Origin of the sequence: Rhodococcus sp. NPDC127527, from assembly GCF_042672245.1 — a bacterium.
Lineage (GTDB): Bacteria > Actinomycetota > Actinomycetes > Mycobacteriales > Mycobacteriaceae > Rhodococcus_G.
This window is the reverse complement of the sequence record NZ_JBHXVP010000005.1, coordinates 33,140-53,889: the sequence shown is the minus strand read 5'-3', so window position 1 is coordinate 53,889 and position 20,750 is coordinate 33,140. Positions and strand designations below refer to the sequence as shown.

5 protein-coding genes are annotated in these 20,750 nt (G+C 71.3%); 2 read left to right on the top strand and 3 right to left on the bottom strand.

Going from position 1 to position 20,750, the window contains the following annotated elements:
- Positions 1 to 71 precede the first annotated feature (71 nt).
- Both ACFVH2_RS10620 and ACFVH2_RS10615 read right to left on the bottom strand, forming a co-directional pair.
- The gene (locus tag ACFVH2_RS10620) at positions 72 to 16,916 is read right to left on the bottom strand and encodes an amino acid adenylation domain-containing protein (RefSeq protein ID WP_378425667.1); all 16,845 of its coding nucleotides are present in this window, start codon (positions 16,914 to 16,916) and stop codon (positions 72 to 74) included.
- A 99-nt stretch (positions 16,917 to 17,015) separates the two neighbouring features.
- Complete coding sequence (locus ACFVH2_RS10615; protein ID WP_378425669.1) at positions 17,016 to 17,822, bottom strand: alpha/beta fold hydrolase; 807 nt, start codon at positions 17,820 to 17,822, stop codon at positions 17,016 to 17,018.
- 123 nt (positions 17,823 to 17,945) lie between these two features.
- On the opposite strand from ACFVH2_RS10615, the gene ACFVH2_RS10610 reads away from it, so the two are divergent.
- Together ACFVH2_RS10610 and ACFVH2_RS10605 are read left to right on the top strand one after the other, a co-directional pair.
- On the top strand, positions 17,946 to 18,884 hold the full coding sequence (locus tag ACFVH2_RS10610) for a methionyl-tRNA formyltransferase (RefSeq protein ID WP_378425671.1): 939 nt from the start codon (positions 17,946 to 17,948) through the stop codon (positions 18,882 to 18,884).
- A 121-nt stretch (positions 18,885 to 19,005) separates the two neighbouring features.
- Complete coding sequence (locus ACFVH2_RS10605; protein ID WP_378425673.1) at positions 19,006 to 19,902, top strand: tyrosine-protein phosphatase; 897 nt, start codon at positions 19,006 to 19,008, stop codon at positions 19,900 to 19,902.
- A gap of 9 nt (positions 19,903 to 19,911) precedes the next feature.
- On the opposite strand, the gene ubiG is transcribed toward ACFVH2_RS10605, so the two are convergent.
- Entirely contained in the window at positions 19,912 to 20,688 is a 777-nt protein-coding gene (ubiG, locus tag ACFVH2_RS10600; RefSeq protein ID WP_378425675.1) for a bifunctional 2-polyprenyl-6-hydroxyphenol methylase/3-demethylubiquinol 3-O-methyltransferase UbiG, read from the bottom strand.
- Between the last annotated feature and the right edge of the window lie 62 nt (positions 20,689 to 20,750).

Genomic DNA, 20,750 nt, shown 5'->3' with positions numbered 1-20,750 from the left:
TGCTCTGGGACCGACACTCGGCCCGCGCCGAATAGTAGCGCAGCCTATCCTAATTAAGAAGACGCTCGTCCTCACCGTCCCACCTCCCCGACCCGAAGCCCCTCGTCCGCGCACACGGTGACGAGTACCGCGTGCAGTCGGTCGGCCAGCGCGCGCACCCGATCGGGTTCCAGAGCGTCGGCCCGGTAGCCCAGCACCGCGTGCACCGGCCCCGGCCCGACGGGTTCGTAGAAGCTCAGGGTCAGGTCCGACACGGGCGCACCGACCGGGACCGGCAGCAGTGCGCCGAACACGCCGTCCACCACGTCGAGGCGGGCCTGTTCGTGGTGCAAGATCGTCACCTGGGGACGCCACACGTCGCCACCGAGATCGCTTGCCACGTCGTCGAATCCGATGTCCTGGTGATCGAGCGCCGCGAGGTTGCTCTCCCGGACCCGCGCCAGCAGGTCCGCGAAGGTCGGATCACCGGAGGTGTCGGTGCGCAGCACGACCGTGTCGAAGAAGCACCCGATCAACCCCGACAACGCCTCCTCAGGTCTGCCCGCGACCAGGGCTCCGATCGGGAGATCCTCGCCCACACCCGATTCCGTCAGCACCGCCGCCAACGCGGACTGCAACACCATGAACATCGAAGTCCCGGTCCGGCGCGCGAGGGCGTCGATGTCCTCGTGGAGCCGCTCGTCGATCGGCAGCCCGACCACGTCGCCACGCGGCGCACCACCGGGACGCACGCCCGGCAGAACGAGACGCTCCGGCAGCCCGGACAGCCGGTCCCGCCAGTAGCCGAGTTGGGTTGCGTGCCTGCTCGACTCGTCCGTTCGATCACCCAGCACCCGCTCCGACCACGCCACGTAGTCGGCGTAGCCCACCGGCAGCTCCGGCAGCTCGGGCGCGCGTCCCTCCTGCCGCGCCAGGTAGCCGGCGAGCAGTTCCCCGAGCAGCGGCACCACGGACCACTCGTCGACGGCCAGGTAGTGCATCACCAGCAGCAAGGCCTGGCGGCCCGACGAGTTCTCCACGAGCTGCACCCGTAGCGGCGCCTGCTCGGTGAGATCCATCGGCTGCTGGGCCAGCTCGAAGACCCGCGCGTGCAGATCGCCGTCGCCGACATCGACCAGTCCGACCCGCGGGCGCACCGCCTCCCGGCCGAACACCTCACCGTCGCGCTCGAAGAACACCGTGCGCAGGGGCTCGTGCCGCGAGACCACGTCGTCGAGCGCCGACGCCAGCGACTCGGCGTCGAGTCGACGCTCCGGATAGAGCGAGAGAGCGTGGCTGGCGGTCGGTGACTCCCGGTACATCCGCCACTGCCTGCGCTGCGGCGGCGACAGCGGCGCGGCGCCGTCGCGGGGCACGCCCGCGAGCAGGGCGGGCCTGTCATCACCGTTGTCCACCTCGGTCAGCTCGGCGAGCTCCGCGACGGTCGGTGCATCGAAGACCTCCCGAATGCTCAGCTGGGCACCGAGTTCGGTGCGCACCCGGCCGACCAGTTGCATCGAGGCCATCGAGTGACCGCCGAGGTCGAAGAAGTTGTCGTGCACACCGACCGCGGGCAGGTGCAGGATCTCCGCGAACAGGTCCGCGATCACCCGCTCCCTCGGGGTCCGCGGCGCGACGTCGCCGGTCAGCTCCGACCAGTCCGGCGCGGGCAGCGCCTTCCGGTCGAGCTTGCCGTTCGGCGTCAGCGGCAGCGGCCCGTCGAGCACGATGACCACGCTGGGCACCATGTAGTCCGGCAGCGACGACGCCACGTGGGCGCGCACCGCGGCCGGATCGACCACCGCACCCTCGAACGGCACCACGTACCCGATCAGCCGGGCGATCGACCCGTCCCGGTCGGTGACTACCGCGGACTGGTTGACGCCCTCGCTGTCCGCTAGCGCCGCGATGATCTCGCCGAGCTCGATCCGGAAACCCCGGATCTTCACCTGGTCGTCTACCCGACCGAGGAAGTCGATGTTCCCATCACCGCGCCAGCGCGCCAGGTCACCGGTGCGGTACATCCGTCCGGACCCGAACGGGTTGGCGACGAAACGCCCCGCCGTCAACGCCGGCTTGCCGAGGTAGCCGCGGGCGAGCCCGCGGCCTGCGATGTACAGCTCACCCGCGACGCCGACCGGAACCGGCCGCAGTCGCGCGTCGAGCACGAACGCCTGCTCGTTGGGGTCCGGGATACCGATCGGGACCGCCTGGTTCCAACCCGGCTGCGCCTGCCACAGGGTGTTGTTCACCGTCGCCTCGGTGAGGCCGTAGGCGGCCAGCAGATTCAGCCGCTCCGCCCACCGCCCGATCAGGTCCGGCGGCACGGTCTCGGTGCCGACCAGGACCGTGCAGCCCGCGGGCACCAGGGCACCCGGCGGCAGCGCGGCCATCAGCGACGGCGGGATGATCGCGTGCGTGACCTCGTGCTCATGCATGAAGTCGGTCAGCTCCGGGCCCGCGACCCGCGAGCGGTCCGGCACGATCACCAGACGCGACCCGGTGCACAGGGCCATCGACAGTTCGAACACCGCGACGTCGAACCCGACCGAGGCGAACTGCAGCACAGTCGAACCCGGCACCAGTTGCATCCGGTCCTCCGCGGTGGCGACGAGGCTGGAGATGCCCTCGTGCGAGACCACCACGCCCTTCGGGCGGCCCGTGGAACCGGAGGTGTAGATGACGTAGGCGGCGTGGTCGATGCCCGCTGGCACCGCGGTCAGCGGCCTCCCCGCCGAGGCGAGCTCCGCGACGACATCCGGCTCGTCCAGCAGCACCCGACGCAGGCCCGGCACCTCCTCGATCCGCGCGGATTCCGCGGCCGTGCTCAGCAGCACCCCCGCGTTCGAGTCGACCAGCATGTACGAGATCCGGTCCGCGGGGTGGCTCAGGTCGAGCGGCAGGTAGGCCGCACCCAGCTTGAGGACGGCCAGCACCGACGCGACCATGTCCACCGAACGCGGAACGGCAAGGCCCACCACCGATTCCGCGACGACACCGCGATCGGCGAGCACCGCGGCGATCCGGTCGGACCGCTCGTCGAGCTCGGCGTACGTGGCGCTGCCGTGCTCGTCGAGCGCGGCCACCGCGTCCGGCGTGGCCGCGACCCAGCGCGCGAACGAGGCGTCGAGGGTCTCCTCCGGCACCTCCCGGCCGGTGTCGTTGAACTCCACCAGCACCAGGTCACGCTCGCCCGGCAGGAACACGTCGACCGCGCCGATCGGCGTCGACGGCTCCTGTGCGACGGCATCGAGCAGCGCCAGCTGACGGTGCGCGATCGCGTCGGCGGTGGACCGGTCGAACAGGTCCGCGCCGAACTCGAGACGCAGCCCGATCCGATCCTCGTCCAGATACTCGGTGAAGTTGAACACCAGGTCGAACTTGGCGGTCCGCTCCTGCAGCGGCACCGGTTCGAGGGTCAGCCCGCCCAGCTCCGTGATGTCGGCCGTCCGGCTGTGGTAGCCGACCATCACCTGGAACAGCGGGTTCCTGGCCAGCGTGCGGGCCGGGTTCAGGCGCTCGACAACGGATTCGAACGGAACGTCGGCGTGGCTGAACGCCGCGAGGTCCAGCTCGCGGACCCGGGCCAGCAGCTCGCCGAACGTCGGGTTGCCGCTCACGTCGGTGCGCAGCACCAGCGTGTTGACGAAGAATCCGACCAACTCGTCGAGGCCCTGCTCGGTGCGACCCGCGATGGGCGCACCGAGCGGCAGGTCATCGCCCGCGCCGATGCGGTGCAACAGCGCCGCGGCGGCGGCGTGCAGCACCATGAACATGCTCGCGCCGCTGTCGGCCGCCAGCGCCCGTAGCGCCGCGGTGGTACGCGGATCCAGGTCCAGTTCGACCGCTCCGCCCGCGAAGCTCGGCCGCGCCGGCCGGGCACGGTCGGTGGGCAGCGTCAGCTCCTCCGACGCACCGGACAGCGTCCGCTCCCAGTACGAGAGCTGCTCGCTCAGTACCGAATCCGGGTCCGTGTTGTCGCCGAGCAGCTCGCGCTGCCAGAGCGTGTAGTCCGCGTACTGCACGGCGAGCGGCTCCCACTGCGGTGCCTGCCCGTGCGCCCTCGAGGCGTAGGCGAGCATCAGGTCCCGCAGGAAGGGCCGGTCCGACCACTCGTCGGTGGCGATGTGGTGCAGCACCAGCGCGAGGATGTGATCGTTCGTGTCCAGCCGGATCACGGTGCCGCGCACCGGGATCTCACGGGTCAGGTCGAAGGGTCGCAGCACGGCGCCGCGGACCAGGTCCGCGATGGCGTCCTCGGTTCCGTCGACCACCGACAGCTCGGGCGTCGCCGCGTCGAGGATCCGCTGCGCCGGAACGCCGTCGGTCTCGCTGAACACCGTGCGCAGGGACTCGTGCCTGGCGACGACGTCGGCGAGCGCGGCGGCGAACACCTCCGTGTCGAGGTCACCGCGCAGCCGCAGCACGATCGGGAAGTTGTAGGCGGCCGACTGTCCCTCGATCTGCTGGATCAGCCAGAGACGTCGCTGGGCTGCCGACAGCGGCAGGACCTCAGGTCGCGCCGCAACCGTCAGTGTCGGCCGGACCGCGCCGTCGCGGGCCCGGACGCGCTGCGCCAGTTCCGCCACGGTCGGCGCCTCGAACAGGTCGCGCATGGACAGCTCGGTGGCCAGTGCCGAACGGGCGCGACTGATCAGACGGGTCGCCAGCAGCGAGTGCCCACCGAGGTCGAAGAAGCTGTCCTCGACACCGATGTCGGTCACGTCGAGCACCTCGCCGAACAGCGCGCACAGCACCTCCTCGACGCGATCGGCCGGGCCGCGGGAACCGCCGCCCACCGCCTCCGGGACCGCGGGCAGCGCGCGCACGTCGAGCTTGCCGTTGACGGTCATCGGCAGGGACTCGGTCGCGACGAAGGCGCTCGGCACCATGTAGTCCGGCAGCGATGCGCGCAGCGCAGTGGAGTACTTACGGAGTGCCGGCACTCCGTTGCCGCTCCACTGCCCGGAGGGCACGACGTAGGCGACCAGGCGCTTGACGCCGCCGGGTCCGGGTGCCGCGATCACCGCACACTGGCGAACCCCGTCGAGCGCGGCCAGCACGGACTCGACCTCGCCGAGTTCGATGCGGTGTCCGCGGATCTTGACCTGGTCGTCGGTGCGGCCGAGGTAGTCGATCTGCCCGTCGACGCGGCGACGCACCAGGTCGCCGGTGCGGTACATGCGACCGCCGATGACATTCCCCGTCGCTTCGCTCGCCACGAGCTCGAACGGGTCCGCCACGAATCGCTCCGCGGTCAGACCGAAACGGTCCAGGTAGCCGCGGGCCAGACCGATGCCGGCGATGTACAGCTCACCCGGAACCCCGTCCGGCACCGGTCGCAGCCAGCCGTCGAGGATGTACGCCCGGGTGTTCCAGATGGGAGCGCCGACGGTCGGGGTGGCCGAGTCGCCGGTACCCGCGCCGAGGGTGTTGATGGTGTACTCGGTGGGACCGTACAGGTTGTAGCCGAACGTTCCGTCGGTGTCGCGCAGACGATTCCACACCGAGTCCGACACCGCCTCGCCGCCGAGCAGGACCAGCGGGGGCCGGTGCCGACCCGGTCCGTCGTCGAGCAGTCCTTCCTCGAACAAGTGCTGCGCGTAGGTCGGTGTCACGTTGACGACGTCGATGCGGTGCGTGTTGCAGTACGCCACCAGCGCCTCCGCGTCGCGGCGCAGGTGCTCGTCGCAGATGTGCACCTCGTGGCCCTCCACGAGCCAGAGCAGTTCCTCCCAGGACATGTCGAAGGCGAACGAGACGGTGTGCGCGATCCGCAGCCTGCGACCGCCGGTCATCGAGATCGTCGGGTCGAAGATCTCGGCGCGGTGGTTGAACTGCATGTTGGTCAACCCGCGGTATCCGGTGACCACGCCCTTCGGCCTGCCGGTCGAACCGGAGGTGTAGATGACGTACGCCGGGTGGTCGAGTCGTCCGGGGGTTCCGGGCGCGAACGGCCCGAGTTCGTCGTCGGTCAACGGGCCGGTGGCACCTCCGGCGGCCGATTCGTCCAGAAGGACTGTGGCGCCGTCGAACCCGCTGAGGGTGTCGCGGATCTCCGGCGTGGTGACCAGCACCACGGGCCGCGCGTCGTCGAGCATCCCGACAAGCCGCTCGGCCGGATGGTCCAACTCGAGCGGCAGGTACGCCGATCCGGTGCGCAGCACCGCGAAGAGCGCGACCACCATGTCCACCGATCGCGGCAGACCCAGCGCGACAATGCGTTCCGGGCCGGCGCCGTGGGCCAGCAGCAGTCGGGCCGCGGCGTTGATCCGACCGTCGAGCTCGCGGTAGGTGACCCGACGCGCACCGAAGACCAGCGCGACCTCGTCGGGCGTGCGCTCGGCGGCCTGCGCGAACAGGTCGGCGATGGTCGTCTCGGGCAGCTCGTGCTCGGTGGAACGGGCGGTCAGGGCGGCCCGCTCCGCCGCCAGCGACAGGTCGAGGGAGCCGACCGGGGCGCTGACGTCGGCGGCGAACCCCTCGAGCAGCGCGACGAATCGGGCGAGCATCGCCTCGACCGTCGCGGCCTCGATCCGCTCGGGCCGGAACTCGAACTTGACCCGCATCCGGGTGCCGGGGGTCACCACGACCGTGAGCGGGTAGTGGGTGTGGTCGATGCTGTCGCCGCCGCTGATGTCGTGGGCGTCGTTCAGCGCCGACACCTGGTTCTCGTCGACGAAGTTCTGCAGCACGTACAGCACGTCGAAGAGCTGGCGGTGCTCGGACTCGCGCTGGATGGTGGCCAGGCCCAGGTAGTCGTGCGGCATCAGCGCGAGCCGCTCGGACTGGTTGCGGCGCAGCATGTCCGCGACCGTCTCGGCAGGCCGGAGGGTGGCCCGGACCGGGACGGTGTTGAGGAACAGTCCGGCGACTGTGTCGAGACCCTCGACCTCCGGCGGCCGGCCGGCCACGGTGGTACCGAAGACCACGTCGGACCGTCCGGTCTGGGTGCCGAGCACCAGCGCCAGCGCACCGCTCAACAGGGCGTTGAGCGTGACCCCCGTGCCGGCCGCCCGGGTACGCAGCCGCTCGCCGAGATCCGGCGGCAGCACCGCGTCGCGGCGCTGCGGCGCCGCCGATTCGCCGGGCACCGTGGACCCGACGAGGGTGGGTTCGTCGAGTCCGGCCAGCGCCTCGCGCCACCGGGCACGTCCCTCGTCCGCGTCGCGGTCCGACAGCCAGTCCAGGTAGTCCTCGAATCCGCCCGTGACGGTCGGGAACGCGCTGTCGTCGCCGGCCGAGTCGTACAGCGCGAGCAGCTGACTGACCACGATCCCGTTGGACCAGCCGTCCCACAGCAGGAACTGCCGGTTGACCACGAGTCGATCGCGATCGTCGTCGAGTCGGATCACCATCGCGCGCCACAGCGGTGGCGCGGAAAGGTCGAAGGGGGTGAGCCGGTCGGTGGCCGACAGCTCGGCGGCGTGGGCCTCCCGATCGGCCGGATCGAGCTCACGCAGGTCGTACTCGGTGATCGGGACGGCGAGGTCGGCGGTGACGAACTGCACCGGGGCTCCGAGACCCTCGCTGACGAAACCCGCTCGCAGCGTGGGGTTTCGACGCTGCAGGGTGCGCAGGGCGCGATCGAGCCGGTCGACGTCGAGGTGGTGCTCGAAGTCCAGCGAGAACTGGGCGGTGTAGATGTCGGCGCCCGCGTCGAAGGTCGCCTGGAAGTACAGGCCCTCCTGCAGTGGCGACAGCGGCCACACCGCGTCGACGCCTGCCGGGGACAGCGCGGCGATCCGGTCCAGTTCGGACTGGGTGAGCGCCAGCAGCGGCACGTCCGAGGGCGTCAGCGCGCCCGGACCGTCATGGCGAGCCGCGGCCTCCACCAGGTCGCGCACGGCCTGCGCCCAGCCGTGGCTCAGTGCCTCGCCGTCGGAGTCCGTCAGCCCCAATTCGGAGCGGCCGAACACCGCGGTCAGGACCGGACCCTCGGAGGTGTCCTCGCAGATCGCGTTGACGATCAGACGGTAGGGCCCGCCCATGTCGGCGTCGGGATCGGTTGACAGCGCATCGGACTCGGGCGCAGGCGTCCACGCCGCCCCGCCGCCGAGTTCGGCCGAGGGCATCCTGCCGAGGTAGTTGAACAGGATCTGCGACTGCTCGCGGCCGGCGAGCACGCCTGCGGTCCGCGCGTTGCTGTACCGCAGGAGACCGAAGCCGATGCCACCGTCCTGGGCGCCGCGCAGCCGTTCCTTGACGTCCTTGAGTTCGGCGATCGGGTCCAGGCCCGCGCGGAGCCGGACCGGGCTGATGCTGGTGAACCAGCCGACCGTGCGGGACAGGTCGACGCCCGGTGCCAGCTCCTCGCGGCCGTGCCGTTCCAGGTCGACGAGCAGGTCCGACTCGGCGCGACCGGTGTCGTGGTGCCAACGGGTGACGGCGATCCGCAGCGCGGTCAACAGCACGTCGGTCACGTCGGCGTGCGCCATCGCGGGAACGGCGGTCAGTACGGCGACGGTGTCGTCCACCGACAGCGAGATCCGGTGCTGGGAACCGGTTCCGACGGTGGCCGGGCCGGTCGCCTCCGGCACGAGCGCGGCGCCCGGCCGCGTGGTCTCGGTCCAGTGGTCGAGTTCGGCGATCCGATCCCGGCGCTGGGCGTCCGTGGCGACGAGCGCGGAGTACCCGCGCAGGGAGGTTCCCACCGGGTCGAGGGCGGGTTGCTGGCCGGTGGACGCGGCGACGTACGCCATCGCGAGGTCCTCGAGCAGGATCCGCCAGGACACCCCGTCGACGACGAGGTGGTGCGCGACGATCAGCAGCCGGCCCGCCACGTCGGGTCCCAGGTCGAACCAGACGGCCTGGACCATCACGCCCGCGGCCGGGTCCAGTCGTGCGGTGGCGGCCTCGGACTGCTCGGTGACGATGCGGCGCAGCGACTCCGAGTCCTGGACCGGGACGACGGTCAGCGCCGCGTCCACGTCGGTCGAGCCCGCGGCGGTGGTCTCGGTGGTCCACACTCCCGGCGCGTGCCGGGTCAGTCGGGCTCGCAGTCCGTCGTGGTGGTCGAGGACGGCGCCGAGAGCCGCCGTCACGCTTGCCGCATCGGCGCCCGCGGGGGTGTGCAGCAGCATCGCCTGGTTGAAACGGTCGGTGCCGCCGGGCCATTCGGACAGCCGGTGCACGACCGGCAGCGGCACGACCTCACCGACGCCGTCGGCGGTGGGCGTCGCGTCGGCGACGGGTGCCCCCGCGATCGCGACGGTCTCGTCGACCAGTCGGGCGATGGCCGCGGGGGTGCGCAGCTCGAAGATCTGCCGCGGGGTCAGCGTGATGCCGTCGCGTCGGGCCAGGTTCACCAGCCGGATCGCGAGGATGCTGTCGCCGCCGAGGGCGAAGAAGTCGTCGTCGGCACCCACCCCGTCGAGGCCGAGCACCTCCGCGAACTGCGCCGCGAGCCGTCCCTCGGCACCGGTACCGGCCGCCCGCCGGGACACCGCCGCCGAGAAGTCGGGCGCGGGCAGTGCCTTCCGGTCCAGCTTGCCGCTCGGGGTGAGCGGCAGCGTGTCGAGTTCGACGAAGGCGCTGGGCACCATGTGCTGCGGCAACGCCGCAGTGGTGCGGTCGTGGAGGTCCTGGACTCCGTTTCCACTCCACTGCGCGGAGCGCACCACGTAGGCGACGAGTTGCTGGCGGCCGGGCACGTCCTCACGCACCATGACGGCGGCGCGCGCGACGCTCGGGACGGCCAGCAGCGCGGCCTCGATCTCGCCGAGCTCGATCCGGAAGCCGTGCAGCTTCACCTGATCGTCGGCGCGGCCGACGTACTCCAGTTCGCGTGTCGTGGTCCCCGTCGCGTCGTCCGCCCACTCTGCCCACCGCACCAGGTCACCGGTCCGGTACATCCGCTCGCCCGCGACGAACGGGTCGGCGACGAAGCGGTCCGCGGTGAGGCCGGCCCGGCCGAGGTAGCCGCGGGCCAACTGCGGCCCCGACAGATACAGCTCACCCTCGGAACCGGAGGGCACGAGGTTCAGGTACTGGTCGAGCACGTACAGCCGGGTGGACGCGACCGGCGACCCGATCGGCACCGTCGTCGCGTCCGACGGCAGCGCCTGCGCGTCGAAGAAGTAGCTCACCTCGACCGCGGCCTCCGTCGGTCCGTACAGGTTGTCGAGCCGCACGCCAGGGAGCACCTCGGCGAACCGGCGCGCGGAGGTCACCGGCAGCGCCTCCCCCGAGCAGGCGACCAGCTCGAGCGAGCCGCACTGGGCCGCAGCGGGTTCGGCGAGGAAGAGCTCGAGCATCGACGGGACGAAGTGCGCCCGGCTGATGCCGCGGTCCGCGATCAGACCCGCCAGGTAGGCCGGGTCCCGGTGACCGCCCGGCTCCGCCAGCACCACCGTCGCGCCCGCGATGAGCGGACCGAAGAACTCGGGCACGGAAACGTCGAAGCTCGACGGCGTCTTCTGCAACACCCGGTCCCCCACCTCGAGGGGGTTCGCGGACTGCATCCACAGCAGGCGGTTCACCACGCCGCGGTGCGGCACCAGCACGCCCTTCGGCCGTCCGGTCGAGCCGGAGGTGTAGATGACGTAGACGGGGTTTGCCGCGGCCGCACCGACGGCCACCGGCATGGCCTCCGAATCACCCTGCAGTACAGACAGATCCACCACCAGCCGGGGAACGTCGGTGTCCACGACGGTCCCGTCGGTGAGCACGCACACGGGCGACGCGTCGGCGAGCATGTACGCCAACCGCTCGGCAGGGTAGTCCAGGTCCAGCGGCAGGTAGGCACCGCCCGCCTTGCCGACCGCCAGCAATGCGACCATCAGCTCGATCGATCGCCCGAGCGCGATCGCCACCACCGACTCGGGGCCGACGCCCCGTTCGACGAGGGTGCGCGCCATCCGGTTCGCCTGCTCGTGCAACTGCCGGTAGGTCAGCGAGTCGTCGCCGAACTCCACCGCGACGGCGTCGGGCGTGCGGGCGGCCTGCTCGTCGAGCAGGTCGGTGAGGGTGCGCGATTCGACCGGGCTCGCGGACGCCGCCCAGCCCGCCTCGAGTTCCTCGCGTTCGCGGTCGGAGACCAGAGCGAGACCGGAGATCGGCTGCTCGCCGCCGCGCAGCAGCTCGCCGAGGAAGGCGACCATGCCGTGCGCGAGGGACGTCGCGGTCGCCGAATCGACCACGGACGTCTGGTACTTCACCTCGAGCCGCAGCTCGTCGCCCGGCGCGACGATCAGCGTCACGGGGTACGGCGGGTTCTCCTGGAAGGTGATCCCGGTGATCTCGAGCCGGCCGGTCGGGTCCGCGACCGCGCCCTCGCCGATCGGGTAGTTCTCGAACACGACGAGGGTGTCGAAGAGTTCCTGCAGCCCGGTCAGACGGCGCAGCTCGCTCAGCCCGAGGTACTGGTGGTCCAGCAGCGTCGACTGCTCGTCCTGCCAGCGCGCGAGCGCGGACACCGCCGACTCCTCCGGCCGGAACCGCAGCCGCGCCGGGACCGTGTTGATGAACAGACCGACCATCGACTCGATACCGCGCAGGTCGCCGCCGCGCCCGGACACGGTCGAACCGAAGAGCACGTCGCTGCGACGGGTGAGACGCCCCAGCAGCAGGCCCCAGGTGCCGTGCACGATCGTGCTCAGCGTCAGGCCGTGCGACCGGCCGAACGCGGCCAGGGCCGCGGTCCGGTCGGCGGGCAGGGTGACGGTGACGTCGGCAACGGCGCCGACACCGGTCGGCTCGCCGCTGCTCACGCCGGTCGGCTCCGCCACCCCGGCGAGCGCGGCCCGCCACACCTCGAGCGAGGCCTCACGGTCGCGGGAACCCAACCAGCCGAGGTAGTTCCGGTACGGCTCCGCCATCGGCAGGCTGGGCGCCGCACCGTCGGGGGCGTACAGCGCCATCAGCTCGCGCAGCATCACCGGCACCGACCAGCCGTCGGCCACGATGTGGTGGATCGACTGCAGCAGCCGGTGCTCGACCGGCACATCCCCCGTCGCTTCGCTCGCCTGTCCCAACGTCACCAGGACGTACCGCACCAGCGGTGCCCGTTCGAGGTCGAATCCGCGGGCCCGTTCCTCGTCGAGGATCCGCCGGATCCTGCTCTGCGCCTCGTCCGGATCGAGTCCGGTCAGGTCGACGTGGCCCATCGGCACGGGCACCGAGGTGGCGACCGCCTGCACGACCCTGCCGTCGGCGAGCGCGTGCAGTCCGGTGCGCAGCGCCGCGTGACGGTCGACCAGCGCCTGCAGCGCGGTGGCCAGCACGGCAGGCTCGACGGGTCCGGTCAGCTCGATGATCTGCTGCACCACATACGGATCGGGCCGCTGGTCCTCGAAAGCGCTGTGGAAGTAGATGCCCTCCTGCAGCGGCGTCATCGCGAGCACGTCCGCGAGGTCCGGCACCGCGGCCTCGAGCTGGTGCACGTCGGACTGCGTCAGTCGTGCGGAGGGGAAGTCGGACGGGGTGGCCCCGCCGAGGGGTGCGGTGCCGGCGAGCCCGGTCAGCGCCGCGGTCCACTCCCGCGCCAGCGCCTCGACGCGGTCGCGGCTCAGGACGCCGGGCGCCCACGTCAGGGTGGTGCGCAGCGTCGGCCCGGCCGGCCCGTCCTCGGCGACCGCGTCGATCTCGACCGCGTGCCGCATCGGGGCGTCGGGGTCCGCGGCACCGGTCATCGTCTCGGGCAGCCAGTCGGCACCGGCCCCCGCGGTGACCCGCCCGAGGTAGTTGAACAGCACCTGCGGATCGGCGGCCAGAGCGAGGTCGGCGCCGGTGTGCGTGAGGTATCGCAGTGCGCCGTAGCCGATCCCGTTGCCCGGCACCGCGCGCAGCTGTTCCTTGACGGCCTTGAGCGCGGACGCGAGCGCGGCGGGGTCGCGGGGGTCGCGGCGCCCGACGTCGAGACGGACGGGATAGAGGCTGGTGAACCAGCCGACGGTCCGGCCGAGGTCCACCGGTCGCCCGGCCGCCTCCTCCTCACGGCCGTGCCCCTCGAGGTCGACGACCACCGAGGTGTTGCCGTCCCAGGAGGCGAGCGCGGCCGAGAGTGCCGTCAGGAGCACGTCGTTGACGTGGCCGCCGAAGGCCGCGGGTACCGAGGAGAGCAGTGGCCCGGTCAGTTCGGGCGCCAGGTCCACCGTCAGCGACTCCGCGGCCCCGCACACGTCGAGGACGGGGTCGAGTGCCCGCGTGCCCAACTGCGCGACGTCGGGCCGCGCCACCGACCGCCAGTAGTCGAGCTCGTCGTCGAAGGCGCCCCCTCGCGCGCGCTCGACGAGCAGTTGCGACCAGCGTCGCAGGGAGGTGCCGGTGGGCGGCAGGTCGATCGGCGCCCCGGCCGTCGACGCCGAACCCGCCCGGGCCAGGTCCTCGAGCAGCACTCGCCAGGACACCCCGTCGACGACCAGGTGGTTGACCACCAGCAGCAGCCGACCGGGGCCGGACTCGCCGCCGTCGAACCAGACCGCCTGCAGCATCACACCGGCGTCCGGTTCCAGCCGTGCAGCCGCCGAGGATGTTTCGCGTGAAACCTCGACGGCAAGGTCGGATCCGTCCGGAAGTGCGATGGCGCGCAACAGTTCCCCGGCGTCGGGCACGCCCGGCTCCGTCACCTCGAGCGTCCAGTGCTCGCCCCGCACCAGGCGGGCCCGCAGGGACGGGTGCCGGTCGAGCAGGGCCGCCAGCGCGTCGCGGATCGCCGACTCGGCGAGTCCGGCCGGGGTGCGCACCAGCACCGACTGATGGAAGCGGGCGACCGCCTCGCCCGTCTCCTGGGCGCGCGCGACGATCGGGGTCGCGGGGATCTCGCCGAGCGGCTCGTCCTCGGTGTCCGGCTCGGTGCCGATCACCCCGTCGTCGCCCCGGCTCTCGAGCTCGCTGGCGAGCGCGGCTACCGTGCGCAGCGCGAACACGTCGCGGGCGCTCAGCCGCAGGCCGGCGGACCGCGCGTGGTTGACCACCTGGATGGCCACGATGCTGTCGCCGCCGAGGGCGAAGAAGTCGTCGGTGACGCCGACCTCGTCCAGTCCGAGCACGCCCGCGACGACGGCCGCCAGTGTCCGCTCCAGCTCGGTCCGCGGCGCCAGCCCCGAAAGACCCGCGCGCAGATCGGGTTCCGGCAGCGCGCGCCGGTCCAGCTTGCCGTTCGCGGTGAGCGGGAACTCGTCGAGGACGACCACCGCGGTCGGCACCATGTAGTCGGGCAGCTTGGTCGCGGCCCAGTCCCGGACCGCGGCCGGGTCCAGGCCGTCGCCGCCGGACAGCACGTACGCGGCGAGGTACTTGGCACCGCCGTTCTCGCGCACCAGCACCGCGCACTGGCGGACCCCGGGGTGGGCGGTGACCGCGGCCTCGACGTCCTCGAGCTCGAGCCGCATGCCGCGAATCTTCACCTGGTTGTCGGCGCGGCCGACGAAGTCGAGGGTGCCGTCCTCCGACCAGCGCGCCAGGTCACCGGTCCGGTAGAGGCGGGAACCGTTGTCGGCGAAGGGGTTCGCGACGAAGCGGGACGCGGTGAGTGCCGGCGCCGCGACGTAGCCGCGACCGAGCAGGTAGCCGCCGGCGTACAGCTCCCCGGCGACCCCGGGCGGCACCGGCCGCAACAGGGAATCGAGCACGTACAGCTGGGTGTTCGGGTTCGGCTTGCCGATCGAGGTCGCGATGCGCTCCGCGTGCTCACGGTAGATGACGTGGGAGACACCGATGGTCGCCTCCGCGGGCCCGTACCCGTGGTAGAGCGTGGTGCCGAGCTGTCCCCGGAACCGGTCGAACAGTTCCGGGGTGAGCACCTCGCCGCCGCACCAGACGTGCCGCAGCCCGTCCAGCGAGGCCGTGTTCTCGGCGAGGTCGAGCAGGACGGCGAGCATCGAGGACACCAGGTACACGAAGGTGACCCGCTCGCGTTCGATCAGGTCGAGCAGATAGTGCGGGTCGCGCTCGCCGCCCGCCTCGGCGACCACCAGCCGACCGCCCGAAACCAGCGGCAGCAGAATCTCGTTCACGGAGATGTCGAAGGACAACGGCGCCTTGAACAGCGACGCGTCGTCCGCGCCGAAGTGCAGCACCTCCTCGACCTGCCAGAGCAGCCGCGCGCAGATCGCCTCGTGCCGGATCATCGCGCCCTTGGGCCTGCCGGTGGAGCCGGAGGTGAAGATGACGTAGGCGAGCGATCCGCCGTCCAGCCGCGGGTCGACCGGCTCGCCGGAGCGCCCACCGTGCGCCCAGTCGCCCAGATCCACGGCGACCGCGGACTCGGCGTCGACCTCGACACCTCCCCGGCCGGTGAGCACCAGTCGGGCACCGGCGTCGGCGAGCACCTGCTCGCGTCGGTCGGTCGGCCAGGCCGGGTCCAGCGGCACGAAGGCGCCGCCGGCGGTCATCACCGCGAGCAGTCCGACGACCATCTCCGCCGATCGCGGCAAGCCCACCGCGACAACCTCTTCCGGCCGCAGTCCGCGCTCGGACAGGTGCCGCGCCAGCTGATTGACCCGCAGGCCCAGCTGCCGGTACGTCAGCCGGGTCTCGCCGGCGACCAGAGCCTCGGCGTCCGGCGTCGCGGCGGCCTGCGCCGAGAACAGGTCCGGCACGGTCCGGGAGGGCTGCGGCCGGGCGGTGTCGTTGAAGTCCACCAGCACGCGGCGGCGCTGCTCGTCGGACATCACGTCGAAGCGCGAGAACGGTGCGCCCGGGTCGGCGGCGAGCTGTTCGAGGAAGTGAGCGAGCTGCACGCGGTGCCGTTCGAGGTCGTCCTCGAGCCCCGCACCCACCCGCAGGTCGATCCGGATCGACTCGCCCTCCTCGCCGCGCTGGACGGTGAAGTCGAGTTCGCCGGTCGCGCCGGTGACCATGTCCCGGATGCACGCGGGGCTACCCCCGAAGGTCATCGAGTGGTCGAACAACACGATGTTGACGCCTGGGCCGAACACCCGCCTGGACGGGTCGAGCGCACGTACCTCCCGGGCGAGGTCCTCGCCCCGGTACCGGCCGTGCCGGAGCAGGCCGATCAGCCGTCGGTCGATGTCCGCCGTCAGCGCGGCGAGCGTGCCGTCACCGTCGACCTGCAGGCGCATCGGCAGGATGGTCGAGGCCATCGACGGCAGGTTCCGCAACGCCCTGCCGGTTCGGCCGGTCAGCGGCACCGACAGCATGAGGTCGGACCGCCCGCTGACCCGGTGCAGGTAGGCGGCGATCATCGCGAACGGGATCCGGGAGCGCCGGATGCCCTGGGCGTCGGCGAACCGGTACAGCCCCGCGACGGTCTCGGCGTCGAGTTCGACGCTTGCCTTGATCGGCGGGGCGAGGGGGTCCGGGGACGGCGGCAACAGCGCCGGGGGCTCGGGGGCGTCGGCCAGCCACGCCAGCCAGTGCGCGCGGTCCGCCTCGAACCGGCCCGAGGAGCGGTACTCGACGTCCGCGTCGATCGCGGTCTGCAGCGACCAGTCCCGCTCGTCGAACAGCAGGTCCGGGTGCTCCTGCCTGCCGACGACCTCCTCGACCAGCAGCACGATCCCGTACCCGTCGACGATGCTGTGGTGGTATCGCTGGTGCCACCATGTCAGTTCGTCGTCGATCCGCAGGATCGCCTGGGTGAACAGGTGCTCGTCGCTGTCGAGCTCGGCGACGGTCTGCATGTCACGCTCGATCCAGGCGCGCGCCGCGGCCGCGGGATCCGGATGGTTCCGCAGGTCGACGACCTGCAGCGTCCACGCTTCCGGGTCGAGTCGTTGCTGCCGGAGCACCTCGTCCGGTCCGACCGCGAACCGCACGTGCAACGCCTCCGCGCGGCGGATGGTCAGGTACACGGACTTGACCGACCGGGCGATGTCGAGCGGACCGTTCACCTCGACCGTCAGGGCGATGTTGTATGCGGGACTCTGCGGGGCGAGCCGCTGGGCGACCCAGACCTCCGACTGAGCGGCCGTGACCGGCAGCCAGCTGCCGGTCACGTTCGAGGTTGCCGTCAAGTCGTTGGGGGAAGCCATGCACGTCCGATCCTCGTGGTGCGACGCCAACCTTCGGCGCCAGGTTCGGAGATTAGGATAGGCTATCCCGCATTAGGGTAGGCAAACTAGCCCGGGGATCTACTCCCCCGCGAGGAAGCCGAGCACCGCGGAGTTCACCGCGTCCGGCCGCTCGAGGTACCCGTAGTGACCGCAGTCGGGCAGCTCGACGTACTGGGCGCCGGGGATCGCCTTGGCCACCTCGGCCGCGAGATGCGCGGGCACCAGCCGGTCGTCGGCGAAGCCGACAGCCAGGCACGGCACGGTGATCTTGCCGTAAGCCGACAGCCGGTCGCCGAAGTCGTCGAGATTCTGCTGCGCCCGAATACCCGGCGACGTCTCGGACTTCGAGAACGCGAAGATGTCGAGCCAGTCCTGCGCGGCCATCTGGTCGACCATCGAGGCCGGCGACAGGTTGAGCACCGCGGTGATCGCCGCCCGGTAGCCGCTCGGCAACGTGATGCCCTTGCGGTCGAGTTCGCGCTCGCCCTCCGACAGCGCCTTCTGCAGCGCGTCGCGCCTGCCGTGCGCCGCGAGGAACACCGCCTTCCGCACGAGCTCGGGGCGAGTGAGCGCCAGTTCCTGCGCGATGCGGGCACCGAGCGAGGTGCCGACGACGTAGGCGGGACCGCCGCCGAGGTGCTCGATCAGCGCCGCGGTGTCCGCGACCATCTCCTCGATCTTGATGCCGCCCGCGCACTCGTCGGTCGGCGCGATGCCACGATTGTCGAAGGTGCACACGCGGTAGCCGGCGTCGAGCAGCGCGGGCACCTGGTGCAGCTCCCACACCCGCCCGGGGCTACCCGTCCCCATGATCAGCACGACCAGGTCACCTGAGCCCTTGACCTGGTAATTCAGCTGAATCCCATTGATCGTGGCGAGCGGCATCGACGAACCTTTCTGGCGAGGAACCGGGGACGGCCCGCTACCCGAAACATATGGTTAGCCTAAGCTAGCCCGCGTCGATCCCCTCGACGGCACACAGACGCACTCGCCCCAGGAGGAGAACCCTTGAGAGTCGCCACGCTCGGATACCAGACCTGGGGTCACCGTACCCTGCAGGCCCTCCTCGGCTCCAAGCACGAGGTGGTACTCGCCGTCACCCATCCGCGCAGTGATCACGCCTACGAGCGGATGTGGGCCGACTCGGTCGCCGACCTCGCGGCCGAACACTCAGTCCCGGTGCACATCGCGAACAAGCCCGACGACGCGTTCAAGGTGGCCCTCGCCGAGGCGGACCCGGACATCATCGTCGCCAACAACTGGCGGACCTGGCTGCCCAAGGACGTCTTCGACCGCCCCCGCTACGGCACCCTCAACATCCACGACTCGCTGCTGCCGAAGTACACCGGCTTCTCGCCGCTGATCTGGGCGCTCGTCAACGGCGAGTCCGAGGTCGGCCTCACCGCGCACCTGATGGACGAGGAACTCGACGCCGGCGCGATCGTGCTGCAGCGGTCCACCCCGGTCGGACCGAAGGACACCGTGACCGACCTGTTCCACCGCACCGTGGACATGATCGGCCCCATCGCCGTCGACGCCCTCGACCTGATCGAGTCCGGTCGCACCGACTGGACCCCGCAGGACCGCTCGCAGGCCACCTTCTTCCACAAGCGCGCACCCGAGGACAGCCGCATCGACTGGACCTGGCCCGCCGAGGTCATCGAACGCCTGGTGCGCGCCCAGTCCGACCCGTACCCCAACGCGTTCACCACGTTCAAGGGTCAGCGCGTCCGCGTCCTCGAGTCGTCGGTGTCGCGGGGGTGCTACGGCGGCACCCCCGGCCGGGTGTTCATCCACGAGGGCGACGGCATGGTCATCGTCGCGGGCCCGGACGCCTGGAGCGGCCGCAACAAGGGCCTGTCCATCGAGCGGGTCCGCCTCGACGACGGCACGGAGATGACCGGCAAGGAGTTCTTCCCGCACGGCGGCGGCTACCTGGGCACGTAGCCGGTCGGGCCTTTCCGTTCACGCGTCCGGAAAGGCCCACGCCCGGCGGGTCGGCCTAGTAGCCTCGCACGAGTTTGCCGGGGGCGAGGCTCCCCCGACCGCGGATTTCGAGGGGACGACGATGTCAGCACACAGGTACTCCCGTCCGGCGGGACTCGTCCTCGCCGGCGTGATCGCGCTGGCGCCGGCACTCGTGACCCCCGCCCTGGCCGTTGCCGACTCGAGCGACCTGAATTCCGGTTCGAGCCAGTTCGGTTCGTCCGGACCGTCGGCGCCGCTCCCGGAACTGCCCGCCCCCGCACCGAACGCGGTTCGACTCGACTCCGCGAAGAACTTCCGCGACGTCGGCGGGTACACGACGACCGACGGCCGGAAGGTTCGCACCGGACTCGTCTACCGCTCCAACAGGCTCGACTCGCTGACCGACTCGGACCTGGCGAAGCTGACCGCCGCGAACGTCACCCTCGACGTGGACCTGCGCAACGCGTCCGAACGCGCCGAGGCGCCGGACCGGCTTCCGCCGGGCGTGCGATACCAGGTGGCCGACGTCGTCGGCCTGGACAACGGCGTCTGGTTCCACGAGTTCGTGCCGCTCACGCTCGGGCGCGCGTTGATCGACGCGGCGGTCAGCGGCTCATCGAACATCGGACAGTCCGTCGGGTACCCCTTCATGGTCAGCTACCACGGATCGGACATCGCGTTCGGCGACCTGCTGAAGGCCATCGCGCACAACGACAGTGGCGCCACGATGTACCACTGCACCGCGGGCAAGGACCGCACCGGCTGGAGCACCGCGGTGCTGCTCACACTGCTCGGGGTCCCCCGCGACATGGTCAACGCCGACTTCATGGCGTCGAACACCTACCTCGGTCGCACCGACGCGGTCGACCTGTCCTGGCTCGACGCGGCTTTCGACCAGATGAACCGGATCTACGGCAGCTTCGACAAGTACGTGCGCGACGGCCTCGGACTCGACCGGGCCACCATCGACGCCCTGCGCGCCAAACTCCTGACCTAGCGGCTGCGGTCAGGCCTTGACCGCGTAGCCCATGTAGGAGATGGCGGTGGTCCGGGTCCGGCCGAAGTCGAGTCGCCGGCTCGCCTCTCCCCAGGACAGGCGCCCGCGCGCGGCCCGTGCCATGTCCAGCACCCGCAGCGGATTCTTCGACCGCGGGCCCAGCCCGACGACCTCACCGGTCCGCAACCCCCGCCGGTCGAGCGCCGCGACCAGCTCGTCGGGCCGGATGCACATGGACCAGTCGTGCACGGCCGTGTCGAACAGGCGCGTCAGCCGCCACTCCTGCATGATCTTGATGGCCACGATCCTGCTGACCAGCGTCCGGTTGATGGTGTCGAACAGGTAGAGCCCACCGGGCTTCAACGCGCGAGCGGTCTCACCGATGACCGCGTCGAGGTCGGTCACGTGCTCGAGGACGTCGCAGCAGTAGGCGACGTCGTAGGTTGCGTCCGGCACCGGCAACCGCTCACCGGCCCCGATCCGATAGTCGATGTCGAGATCGCCTGTCGCGGCGTGCCTTCGGGCCGCGTCGACCGACACCACCGACGGGTCCACGCCGACGACCCGGAAGCCGATACGGGCGAACTCCTCCGCGAGGAAGCCGCCGCCCGAGCCGATGTCGAGCGCACGCAGGCCCGCGTAGTCGCGTCCCAGCCGGCGCGCGAGCACCTCCCGGAAGTAGGCGAACCGCCCCGGGGTCAGGCTCCCGTGCAGCATGTTGAGCGGATTGTCCTCGTCCCACCAGCTCGCGCCGACGCGGTCGTACACGTCGTTGTCGATGGGCATCGTCGATCACCTGCGCATGCTCGGGAGACCTGCTCGCCCGGCCACCATCGCACGTTTGCCGA

Excerpts from the sequence above, each read along its gene's own strand:
- ACFVH2_RS10620 (WP_378425667.1), bottom strand. The coding sequence starts at position 16,916 with ATGGCTTCCCCCAACGACTTGACGGCAACCTCGAACGTGACCGGCAGC.
- ACFVH2_RS10615 (WP_378425669.1), bottom strand. The coding sequence starts at position 17,822 with ATGCCGCTCGCCACGATCAATGGGATTCAGCTGAATTACCAGGTCAAG.
- ACFVH2_RS10605 (WP_378425673.1), top strand. The coding sequence starts at position 19,006 with ATGTCAGCACACAGGTACTCCCGTCCGGCGGGACTCGTCCTCGCCGGC.
- ubiG (WP_378425675.1), bottom strand. The coding sequence starts at position 20,688 with ATGCCCATCGACAACGACGTGTACGACCGCGTCGGCGCGAGCTGGTGG.